This is a genomic window from Pseudomonas kitaguniensis (genome assembly GCF_009296165.1).
Classification (GTDB): Bacteria; Pseudomonadota; Gammaproteobacteria; order Pseudomonadales; family Pseudomonadaceae; genus Aquipseudomonas; species Aquipseudomonas kitaguniensis.
The window spans coordinates 1-18,502 of sequence record NZ_VUAZ01000054.1; the positions used below are offsets into that span (position 1 = coordinate 1).

17 protein-coding genes are annotated in these 18,502 nt (G+C 58.8%); 7 read left to right on the forward strand and 10 right to left on the reverse strand.

Features of this window, described 5'->3' with window-relative positions; all coding sequences use genetic code 11:
• Window positions 1-184: 184 nt before the first annotated feature.
• The 4 genes from glpD to F0169_RS10285 form a co-directional block, all read right to left on the reverse strand.
• Window positions 185-1,723 carry a glycerol-3-phosphate dehydrogenase gene (gene glpD / locus F0169_RS10270; RefSeq protein ID WP_058412709.1) on the reverse strand — a complete coding sequence of 513 codons (1,539 nt, stop codon included), beginning with the start codon at window positions 1,721-1,723 and terminating at the stop codon, window positions 185-187.
• Window positions 1,724-2,027: 304 nt separating this feature from the next.
• A complete protein-coding gene (locus F0169_RS10275) occupies window positions 2,028-2,783 on the reverse strand; it encodes a DeoR/GlpR family transcriptional regulator (protein ID WP_058412708.1) in 756 nt (251 codons plus the stop codon).
• Window positions 2,784-2,878: 95 nt separating this feature from the next.
• Window positions 2,879-4,384, reverse strand: a complete 1,506-nt coding sequence (gene glpK, locus F0169_RS10280; protein ID WP_058412707.1) for a glycerol kinase GlpK — start codon at window positions 4,382-4,384, stop codon at window positions 2,879-2,881.
• A gap of 80 nt (window positions 4,385-4,464) precedes the next feature.
• Window positions 4,465-5,319, reverse strand: a complete 855-nt coding sequence (locus F0169_RS10285; protein ID WP_152746440.1) for an MIP/aquaporin family protein — start codon at window positions 5,317-5,319, stop codon at window positions 4,465-4,467.
• 326 nt (window positions 5,320-5,645) lie between these two features.
• Here F0169_RS10285 and ybaK point away from each other — a divergent pair, with 326 nt between their 5' ends.
• Window positions 5,646-6,116: a Cys-tRNA(Pro) deacylase gene (gene ybaK, locus F0169_RS10290; protein WP_152746441.1), complete on the forward strand. Its 471-nt coding sequence runs from the start codon at window positions 5,646-5,648 to the stop codon at window positions 6,114-6,116.
• Window positions 6,117-6,197: 81 nt separating this feature from the next.
• Here ybaK and F0169_RS10295 read toward each other — a convergent pair whose 3' ends face one another.
• Both F0169_RS10295 and argF read right to left on the reverse strand, forming a co-directional pair.
• Entirely contained in the window at window positions 6,198-7,259 is a 1,062-nt protein-coding gene (locus F0169_RS10295) for an ABC transporter ATP-binding protein (RefSeq protein WP_152746442.1), read from the reverse strand.
• Window positions 7,256-8,176, reverse strand: a complete 921-nt coding sequence (gene argF / locus F0169_RS10300) for an ornithine carbamoyltransferase (RefSeq protein WP_058412703.1) — start codon at window positions 8,174-8,176, stop codon at window positions 7,256-7,258. Before argF ends, F0169_RS10295 begins: the two co-directional genes overlap by 4 nt.
• A gap of 435 nt (window positions 8,177-8,611) precedes the next feature.
• Here argF and F0169_RS10310 point away from each other — a divergent pair, with 435 nt between their 5' ends.
• On the forward strand, window positions 8,612-10,720 hold the full coding sequence (locus F0169_RS10310; protein ID WP_152746443.1) for a molybdopterin oxidoreductase family protein: 2,109 nt from the start codon (window positions 8,612-8,614) through the stop codon (window positions 10,718-10,720).
• 86 nt (window positions 10,721-10,806) lie between these two features.
• Entirely contained in the window at window positions 10,807-11,145 is a 339-nt protein-coding gene (gene grxD, locus F0169_RS10315; RefSeq protein WP_058412701.1) for a Grx4 family monothiol glutaredoxin, read from the forward strand.
• A gap of 86 nt (window positions 11,146-11,231) precedes the next feature.
• Here the strand turns inward: grxD and bfr are convergent, their stop codons facing one another.
• On the reverse strand, window positions 11,232-11,702 hold the full coding sequence (gene bfr / locus F0169_RS10320; RefSeq protein WP_058412700.1) for a bacterioferritin: 471 nt from the start codon (window positions 11,700-11,702) through the stop codon (window positions 11,232-11,234).
• A gap of 201 nt (window positions 11,703-11,903) precedes the next feature.
• Window positions 11,904-12,122 (reverse strand): bacterioferritin-associated ferredoxin, encoded by a 219-nt coding sequence (locus F0169_RS10325; protein ID WP_099235954.1) that lies wholly within the window; start codon window positions 12,120-12,122, stop codon window positions 11,904-11,906.
• Window positions 12,123-12,368: 246 nt separating this feature from the next.
• Between F0169_RS10325 and F0169_RS10330 the strand changes: the two genes are divergently transcribed.
• The gene (locus F0169_RS10330; protein WP_057724790.1) at window positions 12,369-12,971 is read left to right on the forward strand and encodes a peroxiredoxin; all 603 of its coding nucleotides are present in this window, start codon (window positions 12,369-12,371) and stop codon (window positions 12,969-12,971) included.
• A 67-nt stretch (window positions 12,972-13,038) separates the two neighbouring features.
• Here F0169_RS10330 and rnt read toward each other — a convergent pair whose 3' ends face one another.
• Together rnt and pyrC are read right to left on the reverse strand one after the other, a co-directional pair.
• Window positions 13,039-13,710 (reverse strand): ribonuclease T, encoded by a 672-nt coding sequence (gene rnt, locus F0169_RS10335; protein WP_058412699.1) that lies wholly within the window; start codon window positions 13,708-13,710, stop codon window positions 13,039-13,041.
• A complete protein-coding gene (gene pyrC / locus F0169_RS10340) occupies window positions 13,707-14,753 on the reverse strand; it encodes a dihydroorotase (protein ID WP_058412698.1) in 1,047 nt (348 codons plus the stop codon). Before pyrC ends, rnt begins: the two co-directional genes overlap by 4 nt.
• A gap of 156 nt (window positions 14,754-14,909) precedes the next feature.
• Between pyrC and F0169_RS10345 the strand changes: the two genes are divergently transcribed.
• From F0169_RS10345 to F0169_RS10355, 3 genes are all read left to right on the forward strand, one after another.
• Entirely contained in the window at window positions 14,910-15,818 is a 909-nt protein-coding gene (locus F0169_RS10345) for a flagellar protein MotY (RefSeq protein ID WP_058412697.1), read from the forward strand.
• Between the two features lie 129 nt (window positions 15,819-15,947).
• Window positions 15,948-17,165 carry an argininosuccinate synthase gene (locus F0169_RS10350; protein ID WP_017738284.1) on the forward strand — a complete coding sequence of 406 codons (1,218 nt, stop codon included), beginning with the start codon at window positions 15,948-15,950 and terminating at the stop codon, window positions 17,163-17,165.
• A gap of 633 nt (window positions 17,166-17,798) precedes the next feature.
• On the forward strand, window positions 17,799-18,431 hold the full coding sequence (locus F0169_RS10355; protein ID WP_058412696.1) for a response regulator transcription factor: 633 nt from the start codon (window positions 17,799-17,801) through the stop codon (window positions 18,429-18,431).
• The last annotated feature ends 71 nt before the right edge of the window (window positions 18,432-18,502 follow it).

Genomic DNA, 18,502 nt, shown 5'->3' on the forward strand with positions numbered 1-18,502 from the left:
GGCTTGCTCCCGATAGCAGTTTTACAGTTGATACATGAATTGACTGACCCACCGCCATCGGGAGCAAGCCCCCTCCCACAGTTTGACCACATTCTGCCTTGGAGATTGGGTCGGCGTTCGGGCGGGCCGCTCCGTCGATAGGATGAGGCTTGCTCCCACATTTTTGACCTGGTGCGGCGCGGAGTCAGGCGGCTTCGATCTTCGCGCGATTCTGCTCGACCTTGGACAAGTAACGCTCCACGTTGTCCTGCTCTTGCGGTGTGGTGAACAGACCCAGCTTGGTGCGGCGCCACAGCACATCCTGAGGTTGCGTGACCCATTCTTCCGCACACAGGTAATCGACTTCGCGGGTGTACAAGCCGCCACCCAAGTGGTCGCCCAAGTCAGCCAACGATTGCACGCCTTCGAGCAAGCGCCAGGTACGGCTGCCGTACGTAGTCGACCAGCGCCGTGCAATTTCGCTCGGCACCCAGTTGAACTTGGCGCGAATCGCATCCGCCAAGGCTTCCGGCGTGGTCATGTCTTCGCCGCCCGGCAGGCTGGCGGTGGCCGTCCAGCTTGGGCGCATCTGCGTGAAGTAGGGTGCCAACTGCGCCATCGCCGACTCGGCGAGTTTGCGGTAGGTGGTCAGCTTGCCGCCGAACACCGACAGGATCGGCGCCTCACCTGTGCCGCCAGACAGCGACAACGTGTAGTCGCGGGTGATGGCCGATGGGTTGTCCGATTCGTCGTTGCACAACGGGCGCACGCCGGAGTAGGTGTGCACGATGTCGTCACGGCTCACTTGTTTCTTGAAATGAGCATTGACCACGTTGAGCATGTAGTCGGTTTCACCGTCGGTAATTTCCACTTTCGCCGGGTCGCCGCTGTATTCACGGTCGGTGGTGCCGATGATGGTCAGGTGGTTCAGGTACGGAATGGTGAAAACGATGCGCTGGTCTTCGTTCTGCAGAATGTGCGCGTGCGCACCTTCGTAGAGTTTTGGCACGATCAGGTGGCTGCCCTGGATCAGGCGGATGCCGTACTGCGATTCCAGCTTCAGGTCTTCCTTGATGAACTTGGCGACCCACGGGCCGGCCGCGTTCACCAGTGCCCGGGCGCGGATCGAAAACAGGCTGCCATCGGCGCGTTGCATGTTCATTTCCCACAGGCCATTGCTGCGGTGAGCGTTGACGCAACGGGTTTGGGTGTGGATGTGCGCGCCTTTTTCACGTGCGGCCATGGCGTTGAGAACTACCAGGCGGGCGTCGTCAACCCAGCAATCGGAGTATTCAAAGCCTTTGGTGATTTCGCTTTTGAGCGGGCTGTCAGGGCCGAACTTGAGGCTTTTGGAACCGGCGAGTTTTTCGCGCTTGCCCAAGTGGTCGTACAGGAACAGGCCAGCGCGGATCATCCACGCAGGGCGCAGGTGCGGGCGATGCGGCAGCACGAAGCGCATCTGTTTGACGATGTGCGGGGCCTTGGCCAGCAACACTTCGCGCTCGGCCAACGCTTCACGTACCAAGCGGAACTCGTAATGTTCAAGGTAACGCAGGCCGCCGTGGATCAGTTTGCTGCTGGCGGAGGACGTATGGCTGGCCAAGTCGTCCTTTTCGCAAAGGAAAACCGACAACCCGCGACCGGCTGCGTCTGCTGCGATGCCAACGCCGTTGATGCCGCCGCCGATTACGGCAACGTCATAGACTTCGGCAAGCGGTGGGACAGGCAAGGTGGAAGGGTTCATCGGCAGTCCTCGCGATCTTATCGTCTTGGAATTCGAACATTAATGTTCATTTGCGAAAATGGTAGCTGATAAATGCGCGCACAGCCACCCAACTTCGATTGAAAAAACTGATCGAAGGGCGGGGAAAGGAAGAATTGTGAACATGAGCCTGGGGGCGTCTCTATAAAGTGGGTGCTGGATAGATTGCCATCGGGAGCAAGCCCCCTCCCACAGTTGCCCCTATTCTCATGTTGGAGCCAGGCCAACTGTGGCAATGCAGGCAACTGTGGGAGGGGGCTTGCTCCCGATGGCGGCGGTGCAAACGCTAAACCACCTCCAGCCGAACCTTATGCTGATTCAACACCTGCACCAGCGCCGGCACCGGCTGTTGATCCGTCACCAAACAATCCACCAGGCTGATCGGCCCCAAGCGAATCATGGCATTGCGCCCGAATTTGCTCGAATCCGCCGCCAAAATGACTTGGCGCGCATTGGCGATGATCGCTTGGGAAACCCGCACTTCCTGATAATCGAAGTCCAGCAGGCTGCCGTCCTCGTCAATGCCGCTGATACCCACCAGCGCAAAGTCGACCTTGAACTGGTTGATAAAGTCGACGCTCGCCTGGCCCACCACACCGCCATCACGGCGCACGTTACCGCCGGTCAACAGCACATCAAAATCGTCCTTGGCACTGAGCATGGTGGCGACGTTGAGGTTGTTGGTGATGATTTTCAGGTGATTGTGATTAAGCAGCGCACGCGCGACGGATTCGGTGGTGGTGCCGATATTGATGAACAGCGAGGCGTGGTCGGGGATTTGCGCGGCGATGGCTTCGGCAATGCGTTGTTTCTCATCACGCATCTGGTCGGCACGCATGGCGTACGCGGTGTTCTCGACGCTGGAATCATAGGCGGCGCCGCCGTGGTAGCGGCGCAGCAGATTGGCGTCCGCCAACTGGTTAATATCGCGGCGGATGGTTTGCGGGGTGACAACGAACAGCTGCGCCATTTCCTCGATACTGACGTAGCCGCGTTCGCGGACCAGTTCGAGGATTTGTTGCTGGCGGGGAGGCAGATTCATGAGACGTCCTTTGGGCTGCCATACAAAAGTGGCCCATGATGACGCAGGAATCTGCTCCCTGCCAGTTTCAACCCTCCATGGGGCCGTTGGTTGGCTTATTCAGCGCCTTCGTGCGGTTCCCAGTCGCGGGTGCGGCTGACTGCTTTTTGCCAGCCTGCGTAGAGTTTCTCTTTGGCGGCTTCATCGAGCTGTGGCTCAAATTCGCGCTCGATCACGGCCTTGCCGCGCAACTCGTCGAGGCTGCTCCAGAAACCACAGGCCAGGCCTGCCAGGTAGGCGGCGCCGAGTGCGGTGGTCTCACGCATTTGCGGGCGCTCGACGTGGGTGCCGAGGATGTCGGCCTGGAACTGCATCAGGAAGTTGTTGGCCACCGCGCCGCCATCCACGCGCAGGGCTTTCAGGCGTTCGCCCGAGTCCTGTTGCATCGCGTCCAACACGTCACGGGTCTGGTAGGCAATCGACTCCAGCGCTGCACGAATAATGTGATCCACGCGTACGCCACGCGTCAGGCCGAACAGCGCGCCACGCGCGTACGGGTCCCAGTATGGAGCGCCCAAACCGGTAAACGCAGGCACCAGGTACACGCCGTTGCTGTCCTTGACCTTGCCGGCGAAGTATTCGGTGTCGGTGGCGTCGGCGATGATTTTCAGCTCGTCACGCAGCCACTGCACGGTGGAGCCACCGTTGAATACCGCGCCTTCCAGGGCGTACGCCACTTCGCCGCGCGGGCCGCAGGCGATGGTGGTGAGCATGCCGTGTTGCGATTTAACCGCTTTGTCGCCGGTGTTCATCAGCAGGAAGCAGCCGGTGCCGTAGGTGTTCTTGGCCTGGCCGGGTTCTACACACATCTGGCCGAACAGCGCGGCCTGTTGGTCGCCGGCGATACCGCCGATGGCGATGCCGCTTTTGGTGCGGCCGTAGATTTCCGACGAGGACTTCACTTCCGGCAGCATTTCGCGCGGCACGTCCAGAATCTCCAGCATCTTCGCATCCCACTCCAGCGTGTGGATGTTGAAGAGCATGGTGCGCGAGGCGTTGGTGTAGTCGGTGACGTGGGTTTTGCCGCCGGTAAATTTCCAGATCAGCCAGCTGTCGATGGTGCCGAACAGCAGCTCGCCGTTGCGCGCACGCTCGCGGCTGCCTTCAACGTTATCGAGGATCCACTTGAGCTTGGTGCCGGAGAAGTACGGGTCGGTGACCAGGCCAGTGGTGTCGTTGATGTATTGCTCGTGGCCGTCGCGCTTGAGTTGCTGGCAGATCTCGGTGCTGCGGCGGCACTGCCAGACGATCGCGTTGTAGATCGGGCGGCCGGTGATTTTGTCCCAGACCACGGTGGTTTCACGCTGGTTGGTGATACCGATGGCGGCGACCTGGTCGTGGTGCAGGCCGGCTTGTGCCAGGGCCTCGACCATCACCGCGCTCTGGGTGGCGAAAATTTCCATCGGGTCATGTTCAACCCAGCCGGCTTGCGGGTAATGCTGGGTGAATTCGCGCTGGGCGGTGCAGACCACGTTGGCGTCACGGTCAAAAATGATCGCCCGCGAACTGGTCGTGCCCTGATCAAGCGCAATGATGTAGTTCTTATTCTGAATATCGGTCATGTCGATTGCCTTGGACTGAAATAAGGAAGTGAGTGATCAGCCTGGCCCGCATAAGGGCAGCAAGGACCAGGCTGACGCTATCAGGAGATACGTGTTTTGCCGTTGACAGCCGTGTCAGGTGTTTCAGCTACAGCCGGTGCGGCGTTTGGCAGATGGCGGGCAATCAGCCCGCGATAGGCCGCAGCACCGAGGCAGGCGCCGACGATCGGCGCGAAAATCGGAATCAGGAAGTAAGGAATGTCGCGGCCACCGGTAAAGGCCATTTCACCCCAGCCGGCGAAAAAGGTCATCAGCTTTGGCCCGAAATCCCGCGCCGGGTTCATCGCAAAGCCGGTCAACGGGCCCATGGCGCTGCCGATGACGGCAATCAGCAGGCCGATCAGCAGCGGCGCCAACGGGCCGCGTGGCAGGCCATTGTTGTCGTCGGTAAGGGCCATGATCACGCCCATCAGAATCGCGGTGATGACCATTTCGACCAGGAAGGCCTGCGCGGTGCTCAGCAGTGCATGCGGGTAGGTGGAGAACACCGACGCCAATTCCAGGCTGGCCTGTGTGCCGCGAACCAGATGGTGAGTTTGTTCGTAATCGAAAAACAGGTTGCTGTAGAGCGTGTACACCAGGGCGGCGGAGCAGAAGGCGCCGGCGACTTGAGCGAGGATATAGAAGGGCAGTTTGCGCTTTTCGAAATCGGCAAAGATGCACAGGGCGATACTGACCGCCGGGTTGAGGTGAGCCCCGGAAATACCGGCGCTCAGGTAGATCGCCATGCTTACGCCGATCCCCCAGATGATGCTGATCTCCCACAAACCAAAGCTGGCGCCCGCGACCTTGAGCGCGGCGACACAACCGGTACCGAAGAAGATCAGAAGCGCTGTTCCCAGGAATTCGGCCATACATTGGCTCGAAAGTGAAGGCTGTTGAAGAGCAGTTGTCATGGCAAACCTCAATTGTTGTTCTTGTTTAGCGAACCGCCTCGTTGGGCTGTTGCGCGATTTTCACCGTGGCCAGGATCCCCATCCTGACAACAGCTTACTCTTACCGCACCGAAGTATTATTCCTACAGCATTCGGAAACGAAAAAATATAGACAAGAAAGGCGGCTGTCAAAGGTCGAAAGTGAACCGTCGGTCATTTTTCATCTATTGGTTTGGTGAATGATCACGCTTTACGTCACGCGAGTATGTTATGCAAGGGGCGCACTAGAGCGTTTTGCATGGGCTTGGCCTAGAATTGGCCGTCTGATTGCCACGCCCGGAGTAGCCATGACCCCCGCACTGGATTTGTTGAAAAAAGTTCGCGCCGAACATCACATCCACAGTTACGAACATGATCCCAAGGCGGCGTCCTATGGCCTGGAGGCCGCGGAAAAATTGGCGCTCGACCCGGCGCAAGTATTCAAGACCTTGCTGGCCAGCAGTGAAAAAGGTGAATTGTTGGTCGCGGTGGTGCCAGTCGTCGGAAGTCTGGATTTAAAAGCCCTGGCCGTTGCTGCCGGGGTAAAAAAAGTCGAAATGGCCGACCCGGCTGCGGCGCAACGCTCCACCGGTTACTTGTTGGGTGGCATCAGCCCGTTGGGGCAGAAGAAGCGTTTGCGCACGTTCATTGATGAGACCGCGCAACCGTTCGCGACGATTTTTGTGAGTGCCGGCAGAAGGGGGCTTGAAGTGGAACTCTCGGCGGCAGTGCTGGCTGAACACACCCAAGCCAAGTTCGCGCCGATCAGCCGGGCCTGAATGTTTTTGGGGGATGCGGCCTGTGTGGGCCAGGGCTTGGGTGGGAGGGAGCAAGCCCCTCCCACATTCTGCTCAAGTTAGTCAGGCAGCCGTGCTGCCCGGCGCTTTGAACAGCACCAAATGCTCAGCGGCAACCCGAATACCCACCTGCGCACCGACCAGATGATCCGCATGGCTGGGGAAAATCGATTCCAGTTGTGCGCCCGTCGGCAGTTGCAAACGGTACAAGGTCGACGCACCCAAAAACGTCTTGCCGACGATGCGCGCCTTCAACGCGCTGTCCGGCGCGTAGATGATGTCATCCGGGCGCAGCAACACGTCCACCGCGCCGCCCACAGGCCAGGCATAGGCGCGATTGCCGCGCAGCTCACCGAGTTCGGTGCTGACCGATTCCGGCGAACTCAACTGCCCACGGATAAAGTAGCCCTGGCCGATAAAGCTCGCCACGTAAGGCGTCTGCGGTTGGTGATAAAGGTTATAGGGCGTGTCCCACTGCTCAAGGCGGCCCTCCTTGAACACCCCGACCTGATCACTCACGGCGAACGCTTCTTCCTGATCGTGCGTGACCAGAATCGCACTGGTGCCGCGCGCCTTGAGGATGTCGCGCACTTCATGGCTGAGCTTGCGGCGCAGTTCGCCGTCGAGGTTGGAGAACGGTTCATCCAGCAGCAACAGTTGCGGCTCCGGCGCCAGCGCACGGGCGAGGGCGACACGTTGTTGCTGGCCGCCGGAAAGCGCGTGGGGAAAGCGCGTGCCGAGGTCTTTAAGGTTCACCAACTCCAGCAGCTCCGCCACCACGCGGTCTTTTTGCGGGTGCTTGCGAATGCCGAAGGCGATGTTGTCGGCCACGCTCAGGTGTGGAAACAGCGCGTAGTCCTGAAACACCATGCCGACTTTGCGTTTCTCCGGTGCGAGGGTAAAACCGGCACTTGAGATCACTTCGCCCGCCAGGCTGATTTCACCTGCGTACACCGGTTCAAACCCGGCAATCGCGCGCAAGGTCGTGGTTTTGCCGCAGCCCGAAGAGCCCAGCAGGCAACCGATGTCGCCAGCGTTGAGGTGCAGATTGAGGTTTTGCACCACGCGTTGATCTTGATAGCCGCATGCCAGGTTACGCAGGTTCAGCAGTAACGGCTGGCTCATGCGTGGTGGTACGACGGCGGCACGAGGAATTCGAGCAGCGCCTTTTGCGCGTGCAGGCGGTTTTCGGCCTGATCCCACGCGACCGAGCGCTCATCGTCGAGCAGGTCCAGACTGATTTCTTCGCCACGGTGCGCGGGCAGGCAGTGCATAAACAGCACGTCCGGGGCGGCCAGGTCGAGCAGGGCGCGGGTCACCTGGTACGGGGCGAACAGGGCCAGGCGCTTGGCGGTTTCTTCTTCCTGGCCCATGGAGGTCCAGACGTCGGTGCTGACCAAATGCGCGCCCACAACGGCGTCTTTCGGATCACGCAGCAGTTGCACGCGGCCGTCGGCTTTGGCCAGGAACTCGGCGCTCGGTTCAAAGCCTTCAGGGCAGGCGATGCGCAAGTGGAAGTCGAACTGGATCGCCGCTTCTATATAGCTGTTGCACATATTGTTGCCGTCGCCGATCCAGGCCACGGTCTTGCCCTGGATCGAGCCACGGTGTTCGAGGAAGGTTTGCATGTCGGCCAGCAACTGGCACGGGTGCAGGTCATCGGACAGGCCGTTGATCACCGGTACGCGGGAGTTGGCGGAAAATTCGGTCACCGTGCTGTGCGCGAAGGTACGGATCATCACCGCATCCAGCATGCGCGACATCACCCGTGCGCTGTCGGCAATCGGCTCGCCACGGCCCAGTTGCGTGTCGCGCGACGACAGAAAGATGGCTTGGCCGCCGAGCTGGATCATGCCCGCTTCAAAAGACACGCGGGTGCGCGTCGACGACTTCTCGAAAATCATCCCGAGCACACGGTTTTTCAAAGGCTCGAAGAGTACGCCGCGGTTACGCAGGTCTTTAAGCTCAATGCCTCGACGGATCACGCTGACCAGCTCTTCGGGCGTGCAATCCATCAGGGAGAGAAAGTGCCTTGCGCTCATCATTAACTACCTTTTTGCAACAGACCGCAGATACTCAAAGCCTTGTTTATTGTGACAACGGGCGAGACCTGCGGCGAAAGCCGCACGGGGCGACGAAATAGGGGAAGGCGCGATCTTATAATTAAATGTCGCGTCTTACCAATAGGGCTACGGTTTTTAAGGGTGTTCAAGAGGGGCGCGAGAGCGCTTTTGAAGACGATTACCAGACAGCAGCGGCCCATTTGTACACTGGCGCCGAGACCTTTTGCAATCTATGCAGGCGGGTTTGGGCCAGGCTGTGCCGGTTTCAGAGGCCATTCGCGGGGTTTTTGAAACATTTGCACACGCTTAGCCATGCTTTGGCCTGATGCCCCTCGATTCACACGGCTAACGTTGCTGGTGCACGTTGCGGTCGCGGCCCATAGTTCAGCCAAAGCCCTGATGAAGACACCGGCCATGACCAAGACTCTGCACCACCGTGCTTGCCATCTGTGTGAAGCCATCTGCGGCTTGACCCTGGAAACCACCCAAGCCGACGATGGCCACCTTGCGATCACGTCAATCAAGGGCGATGCACTCGACCCTTTCAGCCGTGGGCATATCTGCCCCAAAGCCGTGGCGCTGCAGGACATTCAGAACGACCCCGACCGCCTTCACCAGCCGATGTTGCGCGTGGGCAGCGAGTGGCAGCCGATCCCCTGGGACGAGGCTTTCGCGCGGGTGGCCGAACGGCTGGCGGGCATCCAGGCGCAGCATGGGCAGAATGCGGTGGCGGTTTATCAGGGCAACCCCAGCGTGCACAACTACGGGCTGATGACCCACAGCAATTACTTCCTGGGGCAGTTGAAGACGCGTAACCGCTTTTCGGCGACCTCGGTGGACCAATTGCCCCATCACCTCACCAGCCACTTGATGTACGGCCATGGTTTGTTGCTGCCGATACCGGACATCGATCACACCGACTTTATGCTGATACTTGGCGGTAACCCGCTGGCGTCCAACGGCAGCATCATGACCGTGCCGGATGTGGAGAAGCGTCTCAAGGCCATTCAGGCGCGAGGCGGCAAAGTGGTGGTGGTTGACCCACGGCGCAGCGAGACGGCGGCGATGGCCGATCAACACGTGTTCGTGCGCCCTGGCGGCGATGCAGCGCTGCTGTTCGGCGTGCTCAACACGCTGTTCAGCGAAAACCTGACCCGCGCCAGCCACTTGCCGGTTGACGGCCTGGACGACGTGCGCCGAGCGATTGCCGGGTTCACTGCCGAAGCCATGAGCCGCCAATGTGCGGTGCCGGCCGAGCAGATCCGCCAGTTGGCGCGCGATTTTGCGGCGGCGGATAAAGCCGTCTGCTACGGGCGCATGGGCGTGTCGACGCAGGCGTTCGGCACGCTGTGCCATTGGTTGGTGCAACTGATCAACCTGGTCACCGGCAACCTTGATCGGCTCGGTGGCGCCCTGTGCACCACGCCCGCCGTGGACTTGGTGGCATCCACCGGCGGCGGGCATTTCAATCGCTGGCAAAGCCGTGTGTCAGCGCGCCCGGAGTACGGCGGTGAGTTGCCTGTGTCGGCGTTGGCCGAAGAAATGCTCACCGAAGGCGAAGGGCAAATCCGCGCCTTGGTCACCGTGGCCGGCAACCCGGTGCTGTCGACGCCTAACGGCCGCCAATTGGAACAGGCCCTGGAAGGCTTGGAATTCATGGTCAGCATTGACCTTTATATCAACGAGACCACGCGCTACGCCGACCTGATTTTGCCGTCGACTTCAGCGCTGGAAAACGATCACTACGACACCACATTCAATATGTTTGCAGTGCGCAACGTCACGCGTTTCAACCGTGCGATCCTGCCCAAGCCCGAGGGCGCACTGCATGATTGGGAGATCTTCGTCGGCTTGGCCACCGCTTTTGCGGCGCAGACCGGCGTGGCGCTTAAACCCACCATGGCGCCTGCGCAGATGATCGACATCGGTTTGCGCGGCGGGGTTTACGGCGACGCCTCCAGCCATAAGTTGTCGGTGGCGACGCTGGCGGATCATCCGCATGGTTTGGATTTGGGGCCGCTCAAGCCCAACCTGGCCAACCGTCTGAAAACCCCGAACGGCCGGGTACAGGCAGCGCCCGCAGTGATTTTGGCGGACCTAACGCGGTTCGCGGCGCAGCCGCTGGCCAAGGTCGGCGAGCTGTTGTTGATCGGCCGCCGCCATGTACGCAGCAATAATTCCTGGATGCATAACTATCACCGCCTGGTGAAGGGCAAGCCTCGGCACCAGTTGCACATGCACCCCGATGACTTGGCCAGCCGTGAACTGAGCGATGGCCAGCGGGTTCGCGTCAGCTCGCGCATTGGCATGATTGAAGTGGAGGTGGTCGCCAGCCTGGACATGATGCCCGGTGTGGTCAGCCTGCCGCATGGCTGGGGCCACGGGCGCCCGGGTGTGCGCATGAGCATCGCCAGTGGGCAGCCGGGCGCGAGTGCCAATGACCTGACCGATGAGCGCCAGTTGGATGAGTTGTCGGGCAATGCGGCACTCAACGGCGTGCCGGTGCAGGTGGCGGCTGCGTAAGGCGCCCGACCACCGGGCTGGAATTTTGCGTTACAATGCGCCACCGTGCCGACCTGTGAGTCGCAAAGTTCCAGCCGAGGTGTTCCATGGATATCATCGAAACGATCAAAGAGCAGATTGCCAGCAACACTATTCTGCTTTACATGAAGGGCGCGCCAAACGCTCCTCAGTGCGGTTTCTCCGCCAAAGCGTCGCAGGCGATCATGCAGTGTGGCGAGAAATTCGCTTACGTAGACATCCTGCAAAACCCGGAAATTCGCGCCAACCTGCCGAAGTACGCCAACTGGCCTACGTTCCCACAACTGTGGGTAGCCGGTGAACTGGTCGGCGGCAGTGACATCATCACTGAAATGGCTGCGGACGGTTCGTTGCAGGCATTGGTCAAAGACGCAGCGGCCAAAGCGGCAGCCAAGACTGAAGCTTGATGCTGTTGTAAGAAGCCCTGCAATAAAAAGCCCCGCGTCTCGTCAGAGCGCGGGGCTTTTTTGTGCCTTACCTGTAGCCGCGTGGGTTATTCACCCATCTGCGATTGCAGGTAGTTCTCCAGGCTGACTTTGACGATCAGGCCCAGTTGGGTTTCCAGCCAGTCGATATGCTCTTCCTGGTCTTCAAGGATCTCTTCCAGCAGCTCACGGCTGCCGAAGTCGCTGTGTGTTTCACAGTGAGCAATCGCGGCCTTGAGGTCGCTGTGGCTCTTCTGTTCGAAACGCAGGTCGCTGCTGATCATTTCCTGAGTGTGTTCGCCGATATTCAGCTTGCCCAGGTCTTGCACGTTCGGCAGGCCTTCCAGAAACAGGATGCGCTTGATCAGCGCGTCTGCGTCCTTCATCGCCTTGATGGATTCTTTGTATTCACGCTTGCCGAGCTTTTCCAGGCCCCAATCGTCGTACATGCGCGCATGCAGAAAGTACTGATTGATCGCGACCAGTTCATTGGCAAGGATTTTGTTGAGTTGCTGGATGACTGAGATGTCGCCTTTCATGACTGGGGTCCTGCCCTGTAATAACGGTGTATAAGGCGGAGTTTGAGCGGCGAAATCTCTAGTGTCAAACCTAAGTTATTGAATAATAAATGAAAATTAATCGGAATAAGAATGTTTGTGTTCCGCGTCTTGGCGCTAACTAATTGAATTTCGGGCATAAAAAAACCGGACACTCGGTCCGGTTCTTAAAAACACGCGTCATTATGCGTGTGTAAATTCTGCTGAATAGGGGATCGCGGCCTGGGCTGTTTGCAGCTGCGTCAGGGTTTCCCGTACGACTTGCTTGGCAAGGCATGCACATTTACCGCATTGGCTGGCAACGCCGGTGGTTTCACGCACTTCCTTGTAGCTGCAGCAACCTTCAAGGATTGCTTCGCGGATTTGTCCGTCGGTGACGCCAGTGCAGAGGCAGACATACATAAAGGAGAACCGTCGCGGTGTTAAGGCTTAAGTGCGATGGATCTTAATGTTAACGAGAATGATTGTCAAAATAGTTTCGCGGCTCTTTGCACCGCCGCTGCCCTCGCGCTGACGAACGGTTTTTTTAAGGTATGATGCTCGGCTTTCACGAAGCGTGACTGCGTCACAGGGCTGTCGCTTAAACGCGGCAGACTCAACGCCGGTCCTTTTACTTCAATCGTCACCTTTACTATCAGGAGATACCCAATGAGCGTACTCGTCGGCAAGCAAGCCCCGGATTTCGACGTACCTGCCGTGCTCGGCAATGGCGAAATCGTTGACAGCTTCAAACTGTCTGAAGCCATCAAAGGCAAATACGGCCTGGTATTCTTCTACCCGCTGGACTTCACCTTCGTCTGCCCTTCGGAGCTGATCGCTCTGGACCACCGCATGGACGATTTCAAGGCGCGCAACGTTGAAGTGGTCGCGGTTTCCATCGACTCCCACTTCACCCACAACGCCTGGCGCAACACCGCCATCAACGATGGCGGCATCGGCAAAGTCAAATACACCATGGCTGCCGACATGAAGCACGACATCGCCAAGGCCTACGACGTTGAGTCCGAAGGCGGCGTGGCGTTCCGTGGCGCGTTCCTGATCGACGACAAGGGCGTTGTGCGCTCGCAGATCATCAACGACCTGCCGCTGGGCCGTAACATGGAAGAGCTGATCCGTCTGGTCGACGCACTGCAATTCCACGAAGAGCACGGCGAAGTGTGCCCTGCCAACTGGAAAAAAGGCGACAAGGGCATGACCGCTTCCACCGAAGGTGTGGCGGCTTACCTGACCGAGAACGCCGGCAAGCTGTAAGCCACGTTTGCAGCAAAAAAAACCGGCCTGAGAAGGCCGGTTTTTTTATGCGCGGGCAAACCTTCAGTCAGTCGCCGAAGTCTTCCCAGCCACCCATCTGTTTCCAGCGGTTGACGATGCCGCAGAACAGATCGGCAGTCTTTTCGGTGTCATAGCGAGCCGAGTGGGCCTCGCGCCCGTCAAAGTCGATGCCAGCCGCCTGGCAGGCTTTCGCCAGCACGGTTTGGCCGTACGCCAAGCCTGCGAGGGTGGCGGTGTCGAAGCTGGAGAACGGGTGAAACGGGTTGCGCTTCATGTCCAGTCGCGTCACGGCTGCGTTCAGGAAGCCCAAGTCGAAGCTGCTGTTGTGACCGACCAGAATCGCGCGTTTGCAGCCATTGGCTTTCAACGCTTTGCGCACGCCACGGAAAATATCGGTCAGCGCCGCTTCTTCACTCACCGCCATGCGCAGTGGGTGATCAAGCTTGATGCCGGTGAACTCCAGGGCGGCGGCTTCGATATTCGCGCCTTCAAACGGTTCTACGCGGAAGAAGTGCGTGTGTTCCGGGAACACGAAGCCCTGTTCGTCCATGCCGATAGTGGTAGCGGCAATTTCCAGCAAGGCGTCGGTGGCGCAGTTGAAGCCGCCGGTTTCTACGTCGATGACAACCGGCAGATAGCCGCGAAACCGCTCGGCCATCGGGTGGCGGGAGCCGCCACCGCTGTGCTCGTGTTCGTCGTCGTAATGGTCTTCACTCACTTGCTTTCCTCCAGCAGGCGCCAGCGCAGTGTTTCACCGGCGCGCAGCGGGATAACGGTCAGCTCGCCAAACGGCAGGCTGGCAGGGGCGGTCCAGTCTTCACGGACCAGGGTAATGTGCTCGGTATTGGCTGGCAGGCCATAGAAACGCGGGCCGTTGAGGCTGGCGAAACCTTCGAGCTTGTCCAGCGCGTTGCGCGTCTCGAACGCCTCGGCGTACAGCTCGATTGCGGCGTACGCGGTGTAGCAACCGGCACAGCCACAGGCGTTTTCTTTTGCGTGCTGGGCGTGAGGCGCCGAGTCGGTGCCGAGGAAAAACTTCGGGTTACCGCTGGTGGCGGCATCCAGCAAGGCCACTTGGTGGGTGTTGCGCTTGAGGATCGGCAGGCAATAGAAGTGCGGCCGAATCCCGCCCACCAGCATGTGGTTGCGGTTGTAGAGCAGGTGATGCGCGGTGATGGTCGCACCGACGTTGGCCGAAGCCTCGGTGACAAACTGCACGGCATCGGCCGTGGTGATGTGCTCAAACACCACCTTGAGGGTCGGGAACAGCTCGACCACACGGCGCATGTGTTCGTCGATGAAGATTTTTTCGCGGTCAAACACGTCCACATCGCCACGCGTGACTTCACCGTGGATCAGCAGCGGCATGCCGACTTCAGCCATCGCTTCGATCGCCGGCAAAATCTTGTCGATGCTGGTAACGCCGGAGTCGGAGTTGGTGGTCGCGCCCGCCGGGTACAGCTTGGCGGCGTACACAAAACCGCTGGCCTTTGCCTCACGAATTTCTTCGGGCTGGGTGCGGTCGGTGAGGTAAAGCACCATCAACGGTTCGAAGCGGCTGCCGGCCGGTCGGGCAGCGAGGATGCGCTGGCGATAGGCGTCGGCTTGCTCGGCATTACGCACCGGCGGTACCAGGTTAGGCATGATGATGGCGCGGCCAAACGTGCGCGCTACATCGGCCACGGTATGGGGTAACGCAGCACCATCGCGAAGATGAATATGCCAGTCATCGGGACGCAGCAGGGTCAGGCGGTCGGACATTGGGGATTCCAGGCGGGTCAATCTGGTGGGAATGCTACCGGAAAAGACTCTTGCAGGCACTCGCTATCAAGTTTTGCGGGAGGTGACCGATACCCCTGAGTATGCCTTAACGACGTATGACGCTTTGAAGTGTTGTAGAAACCAGTGGAGCCGCCCGTGCGCCAGCATTATCTAGCCCTGCTCAGTGTGTTCGCCAGCCTGCCTGCGATGGCCCTCACGTTCCAGACACGTCTGGAGAATATTGAGTGGAAGGTGGAGGGCGACGTGTTCGAGTGCCGTTTGACCCAGCCGATCGCCGATTTTGGTTCGGGTGAGTTCGTGCGCCGCGCCGGCGAGCAGGCCACATTCCGCCTTAAAGCCTATAACGGCGCGCTGGGTGCGGGCTCCGCCACCTTGTTGGCCGCCGCTGCGCCGTGGCAGCCGGGCCGCGGTGACATCAACCTCGGCGCGGTGCGTGCGGGCAGTGGCGACGTCTTGTTCAACAGCTCCCAGGCCCAGGCGGGGCGGTTGTTTACCGGGTTGCTGGAAGGCCGTAGCCCGACCGTGCGCCACTATGGGCGTGAGGGCGGTTACTCGGAAATTCGTCTGCTGCCGGTCAAGTTCAGCAAGGCCTACAACGACTATCAAGTGTGCACCGCCAAGCTGTTGCCGATGAATTACGATCAGGTCAAACAGGCCGAAGTGGGCTTCCCTGGCGGTGGTATTGAGCTGGACGCGGCGGCTAAGAAGAAGCTCGACGTGATTGTCACGTACATGAAGGCCGACCCTACGGTTAACCATATCGAGCTCAATGGCCATTCCGACAACAGCGGCAATCGGCTGACCAACCGCGACGTCTCGCGCCGTCGTGCCCTGGCCGTGATGGACTATTTCAAGGCCAACGGCATTGCGGAATCGCAGATCACGCTGCGCTTTCATGGCGAAAGCTACCCACTGGCGCCCAACACCAATGCTGCCAACCGGGCGCGTAACCGCCGCGTGAATGTTCAGCTTGAACGCGTGGCGGCCCCCGAAAAACCGGCGCCCCAAGCCACGGCGCCGACTAACCCTGCGCATATATCCTAGGGTGCGACCTTCGGTCGCTCTCTCGACATAATCTGTCGCTTTATCTTCATTTGCTGTCGCGCCCCTGTAAATCCATGGTTTTGATCGGTAGAATCGTTGCCTTTCCGTACAACCCCGTGGAGTGATGGCATGGCCGACGTAAACAAGGTCGTTCTCGCGTATTCCGGCGGCCTGGACACTTCGGTGATCCTCAAGTGGCTGCAGGATACTTATAACTGTGAAGTGGTGACCTTCACCGCTGACCTGGGTCAGGGCGAAGAGGTCGAACCTGCACGTGCCAAGGCGCAAGCCATGGGCGTGAAAGAGATCTACATTGACGACCTGCGCGAAGAATTCGTCCGCGATTTCGTCTTCCCGATGTTTCGCGCCAACACCGTCTACGAAGGCGAGTACCTGCTGGGTACCTCCATCGCACGTCCGCTGATCGCCAAGCGCCTGATCGAAATCGCCAACGAAACCGGCGCCGACGCCATTTCCCATGGTGCTACCGGCAAGGGCAACGACCAGGTGCGTTTCGAATTGGGCGCCTACGCGCTCAAGCCTGGCGTGAAAGTGATTGCGCCTTGGCGTGAATGGGACCTGCTGTCGCGTGAAAAGCTGATGGATTACGCTGAAAAGCACGCCATCCCGATCGAGCGTCACGGCAAGAAGAAGTCCCCGTATTCGATGGACGCCAACTTGCTGCACATCTCCTATGAAGGCGGCGTGCTGGAAGACACCTGGACCGAGCACGAAGAAGACATGTGGAAATGGACCGTCTCCCCGGAGAACGCTCCAGACAAGCCTCAGTACCTGGAACTGACCTACCGCAACGGCGACATCGTCGCGCTGGACGGCGTCGAAATGACCCCGGCCACCGTGCTGGCGACCCTCAACCGTATCGGTGGCGAACACGGTATCGGCCGTCTCGACATCGTTGAGAACCGTTACGTGGGCATGAAGTCCCGTGGCTGCTACGAAACCCCGGGCGGCACCATCATGCTGCGCGCCCACCGCGCCATTGAGTCGATCACCCTGGACCGCGAAGTGGCTCACCTCAAAGACGAGTTGATGCCCAAGTACGCCAGCCTGATCTACACCGGCTACTGGTGGAGCCCTGAGCGTCTGATGCTGCAACAGATGATCGACGCTTCCCAGGCCCACGTGAACGGCGTTGTGCGCCTGAAGCTGTACAAGGGCAATGTGATCGTCACCGGTCGCAAGTCTGATGAGTCGCTGTTCGACGCCAATATCGCCACCTTTGAAGAAGATGGCGGCGCTTACAACCAGGCGGACGCAGCAGGCTTCATCAAGTTGAACGCACTGCGTATGCGCATTGCGGCCAACAAGGGTCGCAAGTTGTTCTGAGTCATACCCGCGTTGTAAACATGGCCCCTTGCCCAAGGGGCCATTTTTTTTGCCTGTTTATCAAGGGGCCAGGCAGTTGAATGAACTGCAATGTTTAAAAGTGCTGAGTAAATGTTTATCGCTTGTCCGATATAAACATAGGTGGACTGGTTTTTCTTGATGGCTGTTTTTTTACGTCTGAATGAATTTTTAACACCTGCCTAGGAACTATGTCTTACAGAAGATTCACTATATGAGGGCGAAACTTATGTAAGGAGCGGAAAATTCTGTAGGAATTAGGGAGGTCGGAAACTATGTTGAATGGAACTAATAACCGCGGAATTTTTTCACCTCTTCATTCGCCCGGTGGTGACAAGCAATGGACATTTTCTGAAAGAAAGGTTCTGCGCGTGGACGTTACAGCGCTTACGAGGCCTATATTTCATTCAAAATATGTATGGCTTCGGAAAGTTCTGAAAGTCCCCGTAAAGCTCGATGTATCCAACTGGGTGTTTTTTTGTAGGTCAATTCCTAAAGCATTGTGGGTTGGGTCTCTGCTTGCTGTTGCTTGGGGGTGAGCACTATGCCAACTAGGAAACGACTAGGCTATTGTGCTTGCTCTAAATAATTCGAACAGCGAAATTGGACTTTCTCATGAATAAAGTGCTGATCGTGGATGATCATCCCGTCATTCGTCTTGCTGTACGCATGCTAATGGAACGTCATGGTTATGAAGTCGTTGCCGAGACTGATAACGGCGTCGATGCGTTACAACTGGCGCGCGAGCATGTGCCTGACATTGTCATACTGGATATCGGGATCCCCAAACTCGATGGGCTGGAAGTGATTTGTCGCCTGGCGTCTACCAAGCAGGCTGCGCCCTTCAAGGTGCTGGTGCTGACGTCCCAGGCGCCCGGCCATTTTTCCATGCGTTGCATGCAGGCGGGGGCGGCTGGCTACGTGTGCAAGCAGCAGGACCTGACCGAGTTGTTGAGCGCCATCAAGGCAGTACTCTCCGGCTACAGCTATTTCCCTAACCAGGCGCTTAATTCGGTGCGCTCCACCATGGGCAACGCCAGTGAAGCGGATATGGTCGAACGCCTGTCGGGTCGCGAGATGATGGTGCTGCAGCAGTTGGCGCGTGGCAGAACCAACAAGGAGATTGCCGACGGCATGTTTCTGAGCAACAAAACTGTCAGTACCTACAAGACCCGCCTGCTGCTCAAGCTGAATGCGCGCTCCCTCGTCGACCTGATCGAGCTGGCCCAACGCAACGGCCTTGTATAGCGCAGGCGGTTGCCACTGAAGGGCAAGCGTAACCGGCAGAAAAAAGCCTCCGTCAGGGAGGCTTCCGGTCG

Coding starts and splice junctions, on each gene's coding strand:
- glpD (WP_058412709.1), bottom strand. CDS start 1,723: ATGAACCCTTCCACCTTGCCTGTCCCACCGCTTGCCGAAGTCTATGAC.
- F0169_RS10275 (WP_058412708.1), bottom strand. CDS start 2,783: ATGAATCTGCCTCCCCGCCAGCAACAAATCCTCGAACTGGTCCGCGAA.
- glpK (WP_058412707.1), bottom strand. CDS start 4,384: ATGACCGATATTCAGAATAAGAACTACATCATTGCGCTTGATCAGGGC.
- F0169_RS10285 (WP_152746440.1), bottom strand. CDS start 5,319: ATGACAACTGCTCTTCAACAGCCTTCACTTTCGAGCCAATGTATGGCC.
- ybaK (WP_152746441.1), top strand. CDS start 5,646: ATGACCCCCGCACTGGATTTGTTGAAAAAAGTTCGCGCCGAACATCAC.
- F0169_RS10295 (WP_152746442.1), bottom strand. CDS start 7,259: ATGAGCCAGCCGTTACTGCTGAACCTGCGTAACCTGGCATGCGGCTAT.
- argF (WP_058412703.1), bottom strand. CDS start 8,176: ATGAGCGCAAGGCACTTTCTCTCCCTGATGGATTGCACGCCCGAAGAG.
- F0169_RS10310 (WP_152746443.1), top strand. CDS start 8,612: ATGACCAAGACTCTGCACCACCGTGCTTGCCATCTGTGTGAAGCCATC.
- grxD (WP_058412701.1), top strand. CDS start 10,807: ATGGATATCATCGAAACGATCAAAGAGCAGATTGCCAGCAACACTATT.
- bfr (WP_058412700.1), bottom strand. CDS start 11,702: ATGAAAGGCGACATCTCAGTCATCCAGCAACTCAACAAAATCCTTGCC.
- F0169_RS10325 (WP_099235954.1), bottom strand. CDS start 12,122: ATGTATGTCTGCCTCTGCACTGGCGTCACCGACGGACAAATCCGCGAA.
- F0169_RS10330 (WP_057724790.1), top strand. CDS start 12,369: ATGAGCGTACTCGTCGGCAAGCAAGCCCCGGATTTCGACGTACCTGCC.
- pyrC (WP_058412698.1), bottom strand. CDS start 14,753: ATGTCCGACCGCCTGACCCTGCTGCGTCCCGATGACTGGCATATTCAT.
- F0169_RS10350 (WP_017738284.1), top strand. CDS start 15,948: ATGGCCGACGTAAACAAGGTCGTTCTCGCGTATTCCGGCGGCCTGGAC.
- F0169_RS10355 (WP_058412696.1), top strand. CDS start 17,799: ATGAATAAAGTGCTGATCGTGGATGATCATCCCGTCATTCGTCTTGCT.